This window comes from Bacillus sp. V59.32b, assembly GCF_003429085.1.
GTDB lineage: Bacteria > Bacillota > Bacilli > Bacillales > DSM-1321 > Peribacillus.
On sequence record NZ_QVTC01000051.1, the window covers coordinates 1 to 16,594 of the forward strand.

General features: G+C 42.5%; 16 protein-coding genes and 1 pseudogene. 8 read left to right on the forward strand and 9 right to left on the reverse strand.

Translation table 11 applies throughout. From position 1 onward, the window contains the following. Positions 1-57: 57 nt before the first annotated feature. From D0463_RS12140 to D0463_RS12165, 6 genes and pseudogenes are all read right to left on the reverse strand, one after another. Positions 58-333, reverse strand: a pseudogene (locus D0463_RS12140) (cation:proton antiporter regulatory subunit); the annotation flags it as partial. Positions 334-393: 60 nt separating this feature from the next. Next, a complete protein-coding gene (locus D0463_RS12145) occupies positions 394-960 on the reverse strand; it encodes a tyrosine-type recombinase/integrase (RefSeq protein ID WP_117307661.1) in 567 nt (188 codons plus the stop codon). 193 nt (positions 961-1,153) lie between these two features. After that, positions 1,154-1,708: a thioredoxin family protein gene (locus tag D0463_RS12150; protein WP_117307662.1), complete on the reverse strand. Its 555-nt coding sequence runs from the start codon at positions 1,706-1,708 to the stop codon at positions 1,154-1,156. A gap of 167 nt (positions 1,709-1,875) precedes the next feature. Further along, positions 1,876-2,883, reverse strand: coding sequence for a rod-share determining protein MreBH (gene mreBH / locus D0463_RS12155; protein WP_117307663.1), 1,008 nt, complete (start codon positions 2,881-2,883; stop codon positions 1,876-1,878). Positions 2,884-3,045: 162 nt separating this feature from the next. Beyond that, complete coding sequence (locus D0463_RS12160) at positions 3,046-4,317, reverse strand: MDR family MFS transporter (protein WP_117307684.1); 1,272 nt, start codon at positions 4,315-4,317, stop codon at positions 3,046-3,048. Positions 4,318-4,879: 562 nt separating this feature from the next. Continuing rightward, positions 4,880-5,536 carry a GNAT family N-acetyltransferase gene (locus D0463_RS12165; RefSeq protein WP_160118420.1) on the reverse strand — a complete coding sequence of 219 codons (657 nt, stop codon included), beginning with the start codon at positions 5,534-5,536 and terminating at the stop codon, positions 4,880-4,882. A gap of 141 nt (positions 5,537-5,677) precedes the next feature. Between D0463_RS12165 and D0463_RS12170 the strand changes: the two genes are divergently transcribed. Beyond that, a complete protein-coding gene (locus tag D0463_RS12170; protein ID WP_117307665.1) occupies positions 5,678-7,327 on the forward strand; it encodes a M20/M25/M40 family metallo-hydrolase in 1,650 nt (549 codons plus the stop codon). 37 nt (positions 7,328-7,364) lie between these two features. Here the strand turns inward: D0463_RS12170 and pflA are convergent, their stop codons facing one another. From pflA to D0463_RS19625, 3 genes are all read right to left on the reverse strand, one after another. Beyond that, positions 7,365-8,099, reverse strand: coding sequence for a pyruvate formate-lyase-activating protein (gene pflA / locus D0463_RS12175; RefSeq protein ID WP_117307666.1), 735 nt, complete (start codon positions 8,097-8,099; stop codon positions 7,365-7,367). A gap of 47 nt (positions 8,100-8,146) precedes the next feature. Further along, positions 8,147-10,372 carry a formate C-acetyltransferase gene (gene pflB, locus D0463_RS12180; protein WP_117307667.1) on the reverse strand — a complete coding sequence of 742 codons (2,226 nt, stop codon included), beginning with the start codon at positions 10,370-10,372 and terminating at the stop codon, positions 8,147-8,149. 302 nt (positions 10,373-10,674) lie between these two features. Continuing rightward, positions 10,675-10,827 carry a hypothetical protein gene (locus D0463_RS19625; RefSeq protein ID WP_174234326.1) on the reverse strand — a complete coding sequence of 51 codons (153 nt, stop codon included), beginning with the start codon at positions 10,825-10,827 and terminating at the stop codon, positions 10,675-10,677. A 286-nt stretch (positions 10,828-11,113) separates the two neighbouring features. Between D0463_RS19625 and D0463_RS19410 the strand changes: the two genes are divergently transcribed. The 7 genes from D0463_RS19410 to map all read left to right on the forward strand — a co-directional run bounded on the left by D0463_RS19410 (position 11,114) and on the right by map (position 16,529). Then, entirely contained in the window at positions 11,114-11,284 is a 171-nt protein-coding gene (locus D0463_RS19410) for a hypothetical protein (RefSeq protein ID WP_160118421.1), read from the forward strand. Between the two features lie 261 nt (positions 11,285-11,545). After that, positions 11,546-12,334 carry a flagellar motor stator protein MotA gene (gene motA, locus D0463_RS12185; protein ID WP_117307668.1) on the forward strand — a complete coding sequence of 263 codons (789 nt, stop codon included), beginning with the start codon at positions 11,546-11,548 and terminating at the stop codon, positions 12,332-12,334. Next, the gene (gene motB / locus D0463_RS12190) at positions 12,327-13,097 is read left to right on the forward strand and encodes a flagellar motor protein MotB (RefSeq protein ID WP_117307669.1); all 771 of its coding nucleotides are present in this window, start codon (positions 12,327-12,329) and stop codon (positions 13,095-13,097) included. The genes motA and motB overlap by 8 nt, the downstream gene beginning before the upstream one ends. 47 nt (positions 13,098-13,144) lie before the next feature. Beyond that, complete coding sequence (locus D0463_RS12195; RefSeq protein WP_254052787.1) at positions 13,145-13,429, forward strand: late competence development ComFB family protein; 285 nt, start codon at positions 13,145-13,147, stop codon at positions 13,427-13,429. Positions 13,430-13,950: 521 nt separating this feature from the next. Then, entirely contained in the window at positions 13,951-14,835 is an 885-nt protein-coding gene (locus tag D0463_RS12200; RefSeq protein ID WP_117307670.1) for a spore coat protein, read from the forward strand. 205 nt (positions 14,836-15,040) lie between these two features. After that, positions 15,041-15,556: a type 1 glutamine amidotransferase domain-containing protein gene (locus D0463_RS12205; protein WP_117307671.1), complete on the forward strand. Its 516-nt coding sequence runs from the start codon at positions 15,041-15,043 to the stop codon at positions 15,554-15,556. A 226-nt stretch (positions 15,557-15,782) separates the two neighbouring features. Then, a complete protein-coding gene (gene map, locus D0463_RS12210) occupies positions 15,783-16,529 on the forward strand; it encodes a type I methionyl aminopeptidase (protein WP_117307672.1) in 747 nt (248 codons plus the stop codon). The last annotated feature ends 65 nt before the right edge of the window (positions 16,530-16,594 follow it).

Below are 16,594 nucleotides of genomic sequence, written 5' to 3' on the forward strand. Positions count from 1 at the left end.
TGTCTTTTAATGTATCGACAGAAGTTGTGTCTAGACCCCAACAAATATTATAGAGCCAACTTTAAACCACTCAATCGCAAGTCCTTCCAAAGCCATTTCAATCGATTCCAAGGCTTGCGGCTTATAGACCATCCCGCCTAATATCGCCGCCACTTGACGTGATTCAGAATCATTAAAAACAACGCTGGAGATGCTTTCTTCATGATCGTCATCGAAATGATATATTTCTCTCCGGCCGTCATCATGAATAACAACGACAACCTTTTCTTTACTCCGCGTAATGATTTCAAACTTTTGGCCAATGCCGGGAAGCTCGCTTTCTCTAATATTCACTATAATTCCTCCTTGAAAATTTATATTTTTGAAAATGGGAGTAGAGCTATTTTGGGTTTTCTACAAATTCACATCAATAACCGTCTGGATGCCTTCATCTTTTGAAATTCCAAGATATTTTAATGTTTCTGACGGGGTTGAGTGATGGTAATATTTTTGAATCAGTGAGAGGGCAACACCTTGTTTATAGGCATGAAAACCGAATGTTTTCCGCATCGAGCTCGCGCCGAACCTCCCGTCGATTCCCAATGCGTCAACTGCTTGGTGAATGATTCGATGTGCTTGCTGGCGCGTTATCGGTTTTTTGGTCTTGGGGGAAACGAATAAATAATCATCACTCTGAAGTTTGGACGTTTCAAGGTAGTGAGAAAGGGCGCTTTTCGCTTTTGCATTCAGGTAGATCTGCTTTTCGGGATGATGGTCATAAGCAGGTAAGCTGAAGAAGTTTTTAATACTTCCTTTCTCATCGAGAACATCGCATACTTTTATTTCTAATATTTCATTTATTCTCAGACCGGTATTGATGCCGATTACAAAAAAGAGGAGGTCTCTTTCCGAATGATTCTTTAAATACTTTTTTATCGCGTTTATTTGCTTGATGTCTCTGAAGGCTTCGACATAGTCCAAAGAAAATCACTCCCATGACAAATGTTACTTAATTCAAGTATAACATATGTTTATGTAACATCAAATAATAAGAATCTTATTAATCATTATTTAGAATTATCCTTGCTAGTTTAGCATCCGCCAAAGTTTCCAAAATATTTATGGACAAAAAAAGAGGTCTATCATGGCGATAGCCTCTCTTTAGAAAATGCTTTTACTCGATGGATTGGATGATATCCTTTTTGATATGGTCCCATAACGCTTCGTCTTCAGTAAAGCGGCTTGTGAGTGACTCAACGAACAATTTAAAAGCGGCATCATGGCTCGGATCTTCTTTTGCGGGCATTTTGCTGCGCAATTCATCAACAAATGATTGAACTTCGGGCGCCCGGGGACCCCACTTGGCAACTTCTTCCCCATCCTGATCTATAAAGATGATAATCGGGATTGAACGGGCCGTCCCATTTGTTAAATACTGATCCATTAATTCAAGATTTTCATCGCGAATCAGATAACGGATATCCATATCAGCTTCCTCGCCAATCCTCATCAAGATAGGCAGATTAACCATTGCATCTCCGCACCAGTCTGCAGTAAGGACGATGGCACGCAGGTTTTTCTCCTTTAAAGAAGCAAGCTGGGCTTTATCCTGTTCGTTCAACTGGAATTTATCATAAATCGATTCCAGGCTTTCTTTGTGGGTTTGCATTTCGTTAATATAACGATCCTTTGTCATCCCTTTATCAAACCAGCTGTTAAGTGAACTCATTACGCATTCCTCCGTGATATCTTATTTCTCATCACTATCATAACTTGAGGGGGCACGGCCTTGAAAGTTTTTTGATTAAAGATATCCTTAGCTTTTCCTGTTCTTGCAGAATAAAAAAGACTTTCGCCACTTGGGCGAAAGCCTTATAAATTTTTTCTCTCTGTATTTTACTTAGCTGCCTTCTGTAATTTGTGAATAACCTGCAGGGAACGTCCGGTTCCGATGGCAACGGATTCTAGCGGCGATGGAGCGATGTGGACCGGTACAACGATTTCATTGCTTAGCCAATCCTGGATCCCGTTTAAAAGCGCTCCGCCTCCTGTCAGTACAACGCCTTGATCAACGATATCGCCGCTCAGCTCGGGAGGGGAATCCTCGAGTGTAGCCCGGATTGCTTCAAGAATGTGAAGCAATGATTCTCGAATCGCTTCCTGAATTTCATCAGAATGAAGCTCCACTGTCTTTGGAAGTCCGGTCACTAAGTCACGGCCCCTGACTTCCATTGACTGCCTGGGATGATCAATTAAAGCATAACCGATTTCGATTTTAATCATTTCAGCTGTCCGTTCACCGATAAGGAGATTATATTTTTTTCTAACGTACTGAATGATATCTTCATCCAATTGATCTCCGCCAATACGGACCGAGTTGCAGGAAACGACTCCGCCAAATGAAATGATGGCTACTTCGGTTGTGCCTCCGCCGATGTCTACAATAACATTTGCAATCGGCTCATCAACAGGCAAATCAGCACCAATCGCCGCTGCAACAGGCTCTTCGATTAAGTGGACGTGCTTTGCTCCGAAGTTTCTGACCGCGTCATGGATAGCCCGTCGTTCAACCGAAGTCGAGCCTGACGGTGTGCAGACAACGACGGTTGGCTTCCGAATGGAAAAACCAAGCTTTTTGCTGGCTTTCTTCATAATTTGTTTCAGCATCTGGGTGGTAATATCATAGTCGGCAATTACGCCATCCTTTAATGGGCGGACTGCGATGATATTTCCCGGCGTTTTGCCGATCATGCTTTTTGCCTCCGCGCCGACTGCCAAAACTGTTTTTGTTTCAGTATCAATGGCCACAACCGATGGCTCATTTAAAACAATTCCTTTGTTTTTACTGTATACAAGCGTATTGGCAGTACCTAGATCAATTCCTATTTCTGTATTTGATAACATGTATTGTCACTCCTTCGTCAGGTTTGACCCCCATATTAAGTATTCTACATAAACTTGTCGATTTATGGGGGTAGGAATTTGTGGAAATTCCTCACAGAGTGAAAAACTTGTCAGGAGCGACTGAATTAATTTATGAAAAAGAAGCTAAATGTTCCAAACGATCTAGGCCGTTAAGCGTGCTTCCTTCTCGAACCTCCTGAACATGAGTGCAAAAAGAACCGAGCTGAACAGGGCTAGAAGACCGAGCGTGACAAAGGTCCAGAAGTAGCCTATCCATTCTGTCATAGGAATGGCTAATGGAGCAACCATTCTTCCGATCGTATAACGCAAGCTGGCCGCGGCGAAGTATTGTCCACGCATGTTATCCGGGGCCAATTTGGAAATGAATCCCTGTTGGATACCGGCGGTCATCAGCTCTGCAAATGTGAAAACGGCCATCGCAAGAATAAGCCCCCAAATCCAACTGTTGAGTCCAAACATGATCATGGATCCGCCATATATGATAGAAGAGAGGACGAACACCTTTTTTTCTTTATAGGCGGACATCCATTTCGTGATGACAATGGTCAGGAGCGCAACCAGAAATCCGTTTTCGGCAATCAAAAACCCGAAAATTTGCTCTCCTTCCATGTCAAACGACCAGTCAGCTATAGCAAAAAGGGTTTGCGGCGCGACCGTTTCCTTCACATAAACAGGAATCAGCAAATCAAGCTGCATAAAGGTTTGGGCGACTAATACGCCTGCCAAAATGAACAGCAAAAAGGTTTTATCCTGGAGAATGACCTTGTAATCCCGCAATTGATGCAGCAGGAAGCGAAGCCAGTTCATATTGTTTTCAGATACTGCATGCATTTTATAGGCTGGCGCTGTCTCTGAAATCCACTTATAAAGAACCAACCCTAATAATGCGTTCAAAACACCCGCTGAAAGCAGCAGCTCAAATCGGTGATCTGCATAAAATATCCCGCCCAATATCGGTCCGATGACGACAGCAATATTAGTTGAGGTGTAAAAAATCGCAAACACGCTGCTTCGGTCTTTTTCACTAACGACATCAGCAACCATCGCCTGGCTTGCGGGCCAATATAATGAGCCGAAGATGCTTACAGCGGTAAAGCAAATAAAGCCAAGCCACGGGGAATCGTACCAGGGGGAGCTTGCATAAGCAAAAACCAAAAAGGAAAGACCCTGGCCGATTGAAGAGATAACCATCATTGTTTTTCGTCCAAAGCGGTCAGCAAAATAACCACCCAACAAATTTGCTACAACCGAAAATACTTGAGAAAAAACAAGCAGCAAACCAGCCGCAGTCTTTCCGAAAGCATCAGTAAAAAAGATAGCCAGGAAGGGGAAAAACATCCAAAATGTGATGTTTACAAGCGATTCTCCACCTAGCCGGATTTTCAGATTATTATCCCAGTCTTTAAGACGCATAAATAATTCCTGCTTTCTTTTATTTTCCAAATAAATGATACCTTTATACATTCGCTCAAAACAAGATAATTATTTTATAGTAAAGTATAACGTGATGAACTTTGATAGATATCTAGCTACGACGTGCAGGACGTGACTTGCGCCGACGAAGACATAAGGACACGGCGCTTTTAGTCGACCCCGGACTTGTCCATGAAGGGCTGGCATCGACGTAAGACTTAGCGATCCGATGTTCATTACTAACAGGGCGCTTCCGCTTCTATAATAGGCTTCGAATTCAAGCGGGATGAAAACGGTGTCGGATTTACAGGATATTTCCCGGACAATATCTATTAAAACTCTGCGGTTAATGGAAACTTAAAAGAGCCCCCCGCGAGTTCAATGCTGAAATCACCCCGTACCATTAATTTATTATGTGAAGTAAAGGGTTTCGCTGCTAAGTCTTGACAGCCGAGCAAATCCGGTTGGAAAAACAATTCGATCGCGGAGAACGTTCCCGGAATCCAGTTGACAATTTTATTTAAGCTTAAGTCTCGTTTGCGGCTTATTATGTCATAGAGCTTTATGCTTCTCCATTTATCTCGGCCACAATAACAGTCTCTAACTCCTCACAGTAATGAAGTTTTCCATGAAAGTAAGGATTGTACATATTCAGGTAAAAAGAAGAATCGTAGGACAACGGAAAAAATTGATGGCTAGTAGGCTCCCTTGTCTGAAAGAGGTTCCGTAAAACCTCTACATCATTTTCATCAAAAAAATCTAACTTTCGAAATGGACGCTTCTTTTCAACAGCAACGGTACTGGCAGCAGCAGTATAATAATGCTCCTGAATGACCCGGAAACCAAATGCCGTATATAAATCAGGTTTGTCGGTATACAAAAAGGCGACTTGTACCTGCTTATTTAACTCGGTAAGCATGAGTTGAAACAATTGCTTCATTAAGCCTCTGCCTCTGTATTCCGGGTCTGTCATGACCGATTGGATGCCCGCGCCTTTTATCCTTTTCCCTTCGATCAATAAAGGCATAGCGAACATGGACACGTTAGCGACAGCTTTATCGCCATCAAAAAATGTATACGGAGTATAGTCCGGGTTCCAAAAGCCGCGAGCATGAAAATCTTTTAGAATGGCAGCCTCAATTCCAAAAACTTTCTCAAAAAGCAGGTATAACTTTTCTCTTGTTGAATCGTCATTTGAGTAATACTTTAATAGATTCATGGTTTCTCCTTTGCATTTCCTCATTCAAGTTCCATTATAAAATGAATGATAAGAAAATTGTATGTCTTTGGAAAATGATTGTTTACAAATCTTGTAATGTGTCACAAGATATAGAAAAACGAGTTGCGGGGTGACCAAGAAATGGGGAAAGCTGCCCACTGGAATAATCGCGAAGATATCCTGTCATTAATTAAACGGCTTGTGAGAGTACCGAGCATTTCCGGCACAACAGTAGAGAATCAAATGACGGAAGAGCTTGTTTCAATCTTGAAAGAAATTCCCTATTTTCAGGAAAATCCAGATTTGATTTTTGAGAAGAAGATAACGGGGGATTCGTTGAATAGAAAATCCGTTGCTGCCTTACTGAAAGGGAAGAAAGGGAAGTCTGGTAAAACCGTCGTATTATTGAGTCATTTTGATGTTGTAGGGGTTGATGATTACGGTCATCTGAAAGACTATGCTTTTGATTCCGATCAATATATGGAGAAATTAAAAGATACAATCCTTCCAGATGATATTCGGGAGGAACTGGATTCAGGAAATTGGCTGTTCGCCAGAGGGATTATGGATATGAAGGCGGGTCTTGCCCTTCAGATTGCGCTGCTGTCGGAATTAGGAGAAGACCAGAACTTTGAGGGCAATATCCTGCTTGTGTCGACTCCTGATGAGGAAAGGAATTCTGAAGGAATGTTTGCCGCCGTCGAATGCTTAAGCGAACTGAAGGAGCAGCACGGTCTCGACTATAATCTATGCATTTGTTCAGAGCCTTCCTTCGCCAGTTATCCCGGAGATCAATCTAAATATATTTATCTCGGATCGGTAGGCAAGCTTTTGCCGCTTATATTCTGCAACGGTAGGGAAACACATGTCGGCGAGCCGCTTGAAGGCATGAATGCCACGTGGATGGCTTCGACATTCACAACAAATATGGAGCTGTCGGAGCTGTTTCTGGAAGAGTCGGGCGGTGAGCAAAATCCGCCGCCGACCTGTCTGAAACTCACTGACTTAAAAGAACAATACAGTGCCCAGACTCCTACGCAAGCGTATGTGCTATATAACGTGTTAACATTGCGGCAAACGCCTGCGGAAGTATTGGAGAAGCTGAAGCTGGCAGCGGAGGAAAGTTCGGAAACGATCCATTCAAAAATGAGCAGGATGTACAAAGATTCGAGGGGAGAACCAGTAAGTGATTTAAAGCCAAAGGTCTTTACGTACTCGATGCTTTATAATCTTGGTAAAGAGCGCTTTGGAGAAGAATTTGAAAGTGAGATAGCCGACATACTCGATCAGGATACGAACGTTGAATTCGATTACCGCCAGCTGACTTTGGAAGTGGCGAAAACCATCAGCAGCTATTTTGAAGATATGGCGCCTTTTTATCTGATCATGTTTGCTCCGCCATATTACCCCCATGTCTCCCTGCAAAAGGAAAGTGAAAGGGATGAAAAGGTATTATCAATCGCAGAATCCATTATAGATGAGGCCAAGGATATGTACAATGAAGAGCTGAAGCTCAAGCAGTTTTTCGCCGGATTGTCTGATGTCAGCTACTGTAGGCTGATGGATGCCGAACGTGTCATCCCTTCGCTCGTTAGCGAGATGCCTTTGTATGGGAAAAAGTACAAATTGCCGCTTAAGGACATAGAAGCATTGGATATTCCAACTATAAACCTGGGACCATACGGCAAGGATGCCCATAAAAGGACGGAGCGATTAGAGCTTACATTTTCAACCGAAACAGTGCCTGAATTGTTAAAGTATGCTCTGCGTGCCGTGCTTGAATTTAAATAAACAAGAGGCCGTTCAAATATGAACGGCCTCTTGTTTGTTAATTTGCTAAACTCAGCAGTTGATAGGCTTTGGTAACCGCTTCTTCTGAAGGTGGTTCAACATCTTGAAGCGGATATTTTAGACCAAGTGCTTCCCATTTATATACACCAAGTTTATGGTACGGCAGGATTTCGACTTTCTCCACGTTCGTCAGCGTGTGGATGAATTGGCCGAGCTTCATCAGGTCTTCCTCACTGTCCGTGATACCGGGAACCAACACATGACGGACCCAGACAGGGATTTGCTTATTTGATAGATACTTGGCAAATCTAAGGATATGGTCGTTAAATTTGCCCGTCAGCTTACGGTGTTTTATTCGGTCAATATGCTTAAGATCGAGAAGAACAAGATCCGTATATTCAAGCAAGCCATCTAGTTCCTGTAAAAATGCTGGAGTATCTGAAAAACAGCCCCCTGACGTATCCAGAGCAGTATGGATTCCAAGCTCTCTGCATTGCATAAATAGTTCTTTTACAAACGGAATTTGCAGCAGCGGTTCGCCGCCGCTCACCGTGATTCCACCGCCCGATGCCCGAATGAAAGGCAGGTACGCCTTCAAGTCATCGATGATTTCTTGCGGTGACATACTTTTTCCTTTTCCAATGCCCCATGTATCAGCGTTATGGCAATATTGGCAACGCAGGAGGCAACCTTGGGTAAAAACGATATAGCGAATGCCCAGTCCGTCAACTGTTCCGCATGTTTCTACTGAATGTATATTTCCGTTCATAATGATACCCCTCCCGCATCTCTCCCTGGAGAAGGCGGAAGAGATGTCTATTATAAGCTTTCATGGAATGTACGGTTGATTACGTCAATTTGTTGCTCCCGTGTCAGTTTAATAAAGTTTACCGCATAGCCGGAAACCCGGATGGTCAACTGAGGATATTTTTCAGGATGATCCATCGCGTCAAGCAATGTTTCACGGTTAAAGACGTTTATGTTTAAGTGATGTCCTTTTTTCTCAGAATAGCCGTCCAAGATAGCGGCAAGATTGTTTTGCTGAATATCGTCTTCTTTACCTAACGCTTTTGGAACCATAGAGAACGTATTGGAAATACCGTCCAGTGCATGCTTGTAAGGTAGCTTGGAAACGGATGCTAGAGAAGCGAGCGCTCCTTTCGTGTCTCTTCCATGCATCGGGTTAGCCCCAGGCGCGAATGGTTCACCGGCGCGGCGACCATCGGGCGTGTTCCCTGTTTTCTTGCCATAAACGACGTTGGAAGTAATCGTTAAGACAGACATCGTATGAACGGAATTGCGATAAGTTACATGTTTGCGAAGCTTTGTCATAAAGCGTTCGACAAGATCAACAGCGAGGCTGTCCACACGCTCGTCATTATTCCCATATTTAGGGAAGTCTCCTTCTGTTTCAAAGTCGACGGCAATGCCGTTTTCATCGCGGATCGCTTTTACTTTTGCATATTTGATAGCGCTTAAGGAATCAGCCACAACACTTAGGCCGGCGATGCCTGTAGCCATAGTGCGCAGAATCTCTGTATCATGCAGCGCCATTTCAATACGTTCGTAGCTGTATTTATCGTGCATAAAGTGAATGACATTCAATGTATTGATGTACAGTCCGGCCAGCCATTCCATCATCGTGTCAAAGCGTTCCATTACTTCGTCAAACTCAAGGTATTCGCCTGTGATAGGTGCAAACTTCGGTCCAGCCTGGATTTTCTGCTTTTCATCAACGCCGCCATTGATCGCATAGAGCAATGCTTTCGCAAGGTTCGCGCGGGCTCCAAAAAACTGCATTTGTTTCCCGATCCTCATCGCGGATACACAGCATGCGATTCCGTAATCATCGCCATATTCTTCAATCATGATATCGTCATTTTCATATTGGATTGAGCTTGTTTGGATTGACATTTTCGCACAATATTTCTTAAACTCATCAGGCATGTTCATGGACCATAAGACAGTCAGGTTCGGTTCCGGTGCTGGACCTAAGTTATCCAATGTGTGAAGGAAGCGGAACGAGTTTTTCGTAACCAATGTCCGACCATCAATCGCCATGCCCCCGATAGATTCGGTTACCCAGTTAGGGTCTCCGCTGAACAGCTCATTGTAATCCGGTGTTCTTGCGAATTTTACTAAGCGGAGCTTCATGACAAAATGGTCTACCAGTTCCTGTACTTCTTTTTCGGTAATTGTGCCTTCTTTAAGATCGCGTTCAATATAAATATCAAGGAAGCTTGAAACCCGTCCAAGGCTCATCGCGGCTCCGTTTTGTTCCTTGATGGCAGCCAAATAGGCGAAATACAACCACTGGAAAGCTTCGCTCGCGTTGGATGCAGGCCCGGAAATGTCATATCCATAAGAAGCAGCCATTTTTTTCAATTCGGCAAGTGAACGAATTTGCTCCGATAACTCTTCTCTAAGACGAATCACATCTTCGGTCATCGTTGTAGAAGTACTGGCTAACGCTTCTTTCTTTTCATTAACGAGACGGTCAATCCCATAAAGCGCCACCCGGCGGTAATCACCGATGATCCTGCCGCGGCCATAAGCATCCGGAAGTCCGGTAATGATTCCGACCTTACGTGCCAGCTTCATTTCGTCTGTATAAACATCAAAAACTCCCTGATTATGTGTTTTGCGGAATTCTGTGAAAATCCGTTCCACTTCTTTATCCAATTCGTACCCATATGATTCAAGCGATTGCTGGGCCATTCGGATTCCGCCATATGGCTGTAATGAACGCTTGAACGGCTTGTCTGTTTGGACACCTACCACTGTTTCTAAATCTTTGTTCAAATAGCCTGGCCCGTGGGAGGTAATGCTGGATACAATTTCTGTATCCATATCCCATACACCACCATTTTCACGCTCCTGCATGGTCAAATCCATTACCTGCTTCCATAACCTGCTTGTCGCCTCTGTAGGGTCTTCCAGGAATGTGTCATTGCCGGAATACGGCGTAATATTCTTTAAAATAAAATCCCTTACGTTTACTTCCTTTTGCCAATTCCCATCTAAAAAATCTCTCCATTGTTTCATAATCCTTACCACCTTTTTAATAAAAATAATAAAACAGTTTAGAAAAATTCAGTGTAACAGTTTACACTTTTATCATACTGCCTTTTTAGCGATAGTTGTAAAGAAAATTGTGAATAATTTGTGAAGAAATCAACAATAACAGGAATACATAGAAGGAAAGGCGCCGTTTTATTTGGTGGATAAAAATGAAGACGAAATCTTTTTTGGAGAACTGTACTACTGTTTGTATAAAAAACTGTTATATATATCAATTCTGTATTAAAACAAAATCCAGGACATCAATTGTCCTGGATTGAGTATCTCTATTCTTTAATCCTATTTTTAAAAGCTTCCAGTGCAACCATATCCGGTTCTTCGTGTTCCCCGATATGGGCTTTCTTAGGTGACGCGCTGTTTTGCGGGAAATCACCTGTATGCCCTTTTTTTCGGGAATTAAAATGTTTGCCTCTGCTCATGGAAATCCTCTCCTTTTTAAGTTCCTTTAAAGTTAGTTTGGCTAATATGAAGACAGATTATGTTCCTGAGGTCTCAATCTATCCGTGTTATAATGACTTGTAAAAAAAGGTGGTTGAAAAGTGATGGGTCATTCGTTTGAAGCCTTGGTTTCAAATGTCTTTTAGCAAACTTCGGCTTCCTTGACCCCACTCGCAGAGGAGTGTGTAAATGGACTTTGTTCAGACCGTTTCAGAAGATAAGATCCGAAAAGTGATAGAGGAACATCTCCCCGGGAAAGGGTCCTAGATGACATGTCAGGAATTCCAGCCGAACTCCGGATGGCATATAAAAATCTTAAAGGACGCGGGAATGCTTGAGGGAGAACAGAATTTCCGCAAAGAATTAATGAGGATTGAAGACCTGCTTGCCTGTACTCAGGATGATTTGGAGAAAGTAAGATTAAAACAACTCAGGTGAGAAACTGCTTTCCTTTAAAAAGGTAATGGCAAAAAGAAATACCACAAACAGTTTGGCTTTCAAAAAGTATGAAAGCAAACTAAACAGATTATTTGAATAGCTTTCTTTTCCAACATCCAATCAGGGGTGTTTTTTCTTTTTGGTTCCTTTGAATAGGTCATGTTCACATTCTTTTGTTTAATTTATTGAAAAATACTCATTTTTTTTCTTTTTCTTCCGATATAACAAAGAGATTAGAAAATTAATGAATGGGTGAGTTGTATGGATAAAGCATCGATAATTGGAGTTTTGCTCGGAGTGGTTGCAGTTGGAGTGGGGATGGTTATAAAGGGTGTAAGTCTTTCATCACTTATCAATCCAGCGGCCATATTAATAATCATTCTCGGGACGATAGCCGCTGTTACAACTGCCTTTCCCATGTCAGAGCTGAAGAAAGTTCCCAAGTTATTCAAGATTATCTTTTCGGAACGGAAGCTTACGACACCAGAGGAATTGATTAAAACGTTCTCTGAATGGGCAGTTGTCGCGAGAAAAGAAGGACTACTTGCCTTAGAAGGCATAGCCGAACAAGTGGAAAATCAGTTTTTAAAGAATGGACTGAATCTGGCGGTGGAAGGCCAGAGTGCGGATTATATTCGTGACATATTATCAGAAGAGATAGATTCAATGGAAGAAAGACATCGGTCAGGTGCGGCCATTTTTTCTCAGGCAGGTACATACGCACCGACATTAGGGGTATTGGGAGCCGTACTCGGACTGATAGCCGCCCTTAGCCATATGGAAGATACGACAGAACTTGGCAAAGCCATTTCGGCGGCCTTTGTTGCAACATTATTAGGGATATATACCGGATATGTATTGTGGCATCCATTTGCCAATAAACTCAAGCGGAAATCACAAGAAGAGGTGCTTTTGAAACAGATGATGATAGAGGGGATTCTTTCGATTATTGAAGGAGAAGCTCCAAGGACAATTGAACAAAAATTAACTTCTTATTTGCCGGCTGAACAACGGAAAAAATGGCTTGAAGGCGTGAAGCAAGATGGCTAGGCGAAAGAAACCTAAACATCACGAAGAACATATGGATGAATCGTGGCTGGTGCCGTATGCGGACATCTTAACACTTTTACTGGCCTTGTTCATTGTATTATTTGCATCCAGCTCAGTGGACGCGAATAAGTTCAAGCAGATGTCTAATGTATTTAATGAAATTTTCAGCAGTGGCACTGGGGTAATGGAAAATCAGAGCCCGATTAGTAATGATAATCCGTCCACCTCAAAAGAAGCAGAACAAACTATAAACGAGCAAAGCGCAAACCTCGGAAAGCAAGAGAAAGAGGAATTAGCCAAAATTCAGCAAAGAGTAAATCAATATATCCAACAGAAACAGCTTCAAGACCGTTTAGGCACATCATTGACTGGGGAAGGATTGCTCGTAACCATCCGTGATAATGTCCTTTTTCAATCAGGAAGCGCCGATATTAGGCCAGAAGACAGAATCATTGCTCAAGAAATTTCTGAATTGTTGGTCATGGACCCAGCAAGAAGCATTGTCATTAGCGGTCACTCCGATAATATTCCTATTCAAACGGATCAATTTGATTCGAACTGGGATTTGAGCGTTATGCGTGCTGTTAATTTTATGAAAATCATGCTCGAGAATGAAAAGCTTAAGCCGGAGTGGTTTAGCGCAAAGGGGTACGGGGAATTTAAACCAGTAGCTTCTAATAAGATCGATAAAGGGCGTGCGCAAAATCGCCGGGTAGAAATTCTAATCATGCCAAGAGGATTAGATGACGGGGACCGTCCATAAAATGGATAGTGCCCTCAGGTGGCCTCCTGGATTTGGAAGTGAAGAAAATGCAGAGAACTAATATAAATGTGATGGAAGAAATCGTTGATACACTCGTAAACGAGTTGCTGTCAAGTGAAGAATACCAAATGTTCTGTAGCTGCGAGAAATGTAAAAAAGATATTAGCGCCTTAAGTTTAAATAATCTTCCAAATCAATATGTTACGACTGATAAAGGAAGACAAAGAATTTATGATCAGTTGAATACTGAGGAAAACAGAAAGTGGATTAACAAACGAATCATTAATGCCATTCACGTAGTAGGCAAATATCCGCAGCATAATAATAAATAATGGCTCTATTGAATTTATGAATTTAGGGATACCCGTCAATATACCTTTGGCTCATTCATGTGAAACATGCGCTTCATCAAAGCTGAAAGGTTGTTCCAACTGCATAGGCCGAGAGAAAGCTTGCTTTCTGCTCGGCTATGCAGTTGGAACTGAAATGAGCCGAAGACAACCATATATGTTCATTGGAAATTCCTTAGTTCAACTTATTTACATTATTTTTGGATCGTTTTCTAAAAAGGCAGCTTTCCCTATAAAACGGGGCTGTCCCGAAAGTGAAAATTCAGCCGAAATTTGGACAAAAGTAAAATCCAAGAATACTGTTAAATCAGCATTCTTGTTTTTTTGATTTGGATACATTTTACTCTTAAATGGACTTTTTAGACAGCCCCGTTTTCATGTGGCGAGAGCAAGACACCCAAAAAATCAACCAGAGATATTTAATATAACCATTGGGAATGTGTATAATTGGCAGCCTTCGGGAAATATTACTCTTTGTTAATAAAAAACAAGGAGTGATACGCATGCCATTCGGTGCTCACGAAACAATGGAAATCCATGAAATATTAATGGAAAAAGTTAATATGATCACCCACTTTAATTTTTATGCGACAGAAACGCAGAATCAGCAATTGATTGATATGATCATACGGCATCAACAAGAAGAGATTCGGTCATATAATGAACTCGTGTCTTACACACATGATTACAAAGGCTTTAAGCCAGTACCACCTAACACACAAATTAGAGAAATTCAACCACAGGAGATACGGTACGGTTTAAATAATCCTCCACAGATTGCCCCTGAGGTTGATGCGATGCTGAAAGATTCAGAAATTGCAACAGCCATGCTCTGTTGCCATAAAAATGCAGCCAGGAACGGGATGTGGGCAACTCTTGAATGCGCCGATCCAAACCTAAGAAGAATGCTGTTGAACAGCGCGGCAAATTACGCGAATCAAGCCTACGAGGTGTTCTTATTCATGAACGAACAAGGGCAATACCAAGTCCCTACCCTGAAGGATCATACGGCAAAGACGTTTATTCACAGATATCAACCTGCAAATGAAGCCTTGCAGGCCCAATACGGGATGAAGCCTGAACAAGGCGTTGGGTATGGTCAAGGTGCTGGAGGGTATCAAGGCCAAAGTTCAGGGTTTGCAAGCCAGAATACAGGATTTGACCAAAATGCCGGGTTTAATAATCAGAATGCAGGATTTGGTCCCAATGCCGGGTTTGCTAACCCGAATGCAGGATTCGGTCAAAATTCCGGTTACGCTGGTCAGAATGCAGGATTCAGCCAAAACTCCGGATTCGCCGGCCAAAATAAATCGTCCGCCGGTAACGCCGCAAGTACAGCTTCTCCACAAAGCATTTTATATGGTGGCAATCAAGGATATGCAAGATAACTCAATGACCATATTTCTATAAGGAGGCAGGTTTAGAACTTGCCTTTTAACTGACAAACCACCTGACTTTCGAAGTTGGGTGGTTTGTTGTCACTATACACCTTCTCCCTGCTCTCGGATTGTTATTTCACGTTTATAATTTGGGACAAAGGGAACAAAAAGAAGGTGAGCTTTATTAAATCAGCGACGAGGAGATGGATATAAAATGGGTAAGAAAATAGCTTGTGTAGTGACCAATATGTTTGAGGACTCTGAATACTCAGAACCGGCAAAAGCCTTTCAGGAAGCGGGACATACGGTCGTAGCGATTGAAAGGGAAAAGGGAAAAACCGTTACTGGTAAAAATGAAGAAGCGACAGTGAGTATTGATGAAAGCATAGACAATGTAAACCCTGCTGACTTTGATGCATTATTTATTCCGGGCGGATTCTCCCCTGACCTTCTTCGGGAGGATGAGCGCTTCGTAACATTCGCGAAAACCTTTATGGATGAGAAAAAGCCTGTATTCGCAATCTGCCATGGCCCTCAGCTCTTGATTACGGCGAAAACACTGGAAGGGCGCAGCGCGACAGGCTATAAATCAATCAAAGTGGACATGGAGTACGCCGGAGCAAACTACAAAGACGAAGAAGTGGTCGTTTGCGGCAATCAGCTTGTCACAAGCAGGGATCCTCATGATATCCCAGCCTTCAACCGCGAATCTTTAAAATTGCTTCAATAAGCTGAAAAAGGATTCCGGCGCGAGGCCGGAATCCCTTTTTTATGAGATAGTAATGTTATAATTTTTTAGCTCAGCCTTTAAGGCTCACCAATCGGCGGCTTTTCTTTTATGTATATCACCCCATTCATTTCCCCTACATACTAATACATCAATCCATAAATATTCATATCCCCGCCCATTTGAAGTAAAATAGAAAAATAGAATGTAAACAAAGGAAGTGTCACGATTGATCGTATTGAAGTCACAACGCGAAATCGAAGCCATGCACGAGTCTGGCAAGATTTTAGCAGCATGCCATAAGGAAATCGCAAAATTAATTGCTCCGGGTGTTACGACCTGGGAGATTGAAGAATTTGTTGAAACGTATTTGAAAAAAGCGGACGCGAAGCCTGAGCAGAAAGGGTATAAAGGCTATGAATATGCCACCTGTGCCAGCATTAACGAGGAAATCTGCCATGGCTATCCACGGAAGGCGCCATTGAAAAATGGAGATATCGTCACCATCGATATGGTCGTCAACTATAACGGGGCTCTTTCCGACTCAGCCTGGACATATAAGGTTGGCGACATCACCAAAGAAACAGAGCATTTGCTTCACGTTACTAAGGAATCTCTATACAAAGGGATTGAGCAATCTGTTGTCGGCAACCGGATTGGCGATATCGGCCATGCGATCCAAACATACGTGGAGTCTGAAGGGTTCTCTGTCGTACGGGACTTCATTGGACATGGAATCGGTGCGGTCATTCATGAAAAACCGGAAGTGCCTCACTATGGGCTGCCACATAAAGGTGCGCGGTTAAAAGAGGGAATGGTGTTTACAATTGAACCAATGGTCAATGTTGGTACTTATAAATCAGTAAGAGATGCAAACGGCTGGACAGCTTCAACTGCCGATGGGAAATATTCCGCCCAATATGAACATACCATCGCGATTACGAAAAACGGTCCGTTGATCCTGACTGAACAATAAGAAAAAAATCCAATGGCTCCATTGGATTTTTTCGTTTTATGTCGATATACGTTTCGTTGGAATCC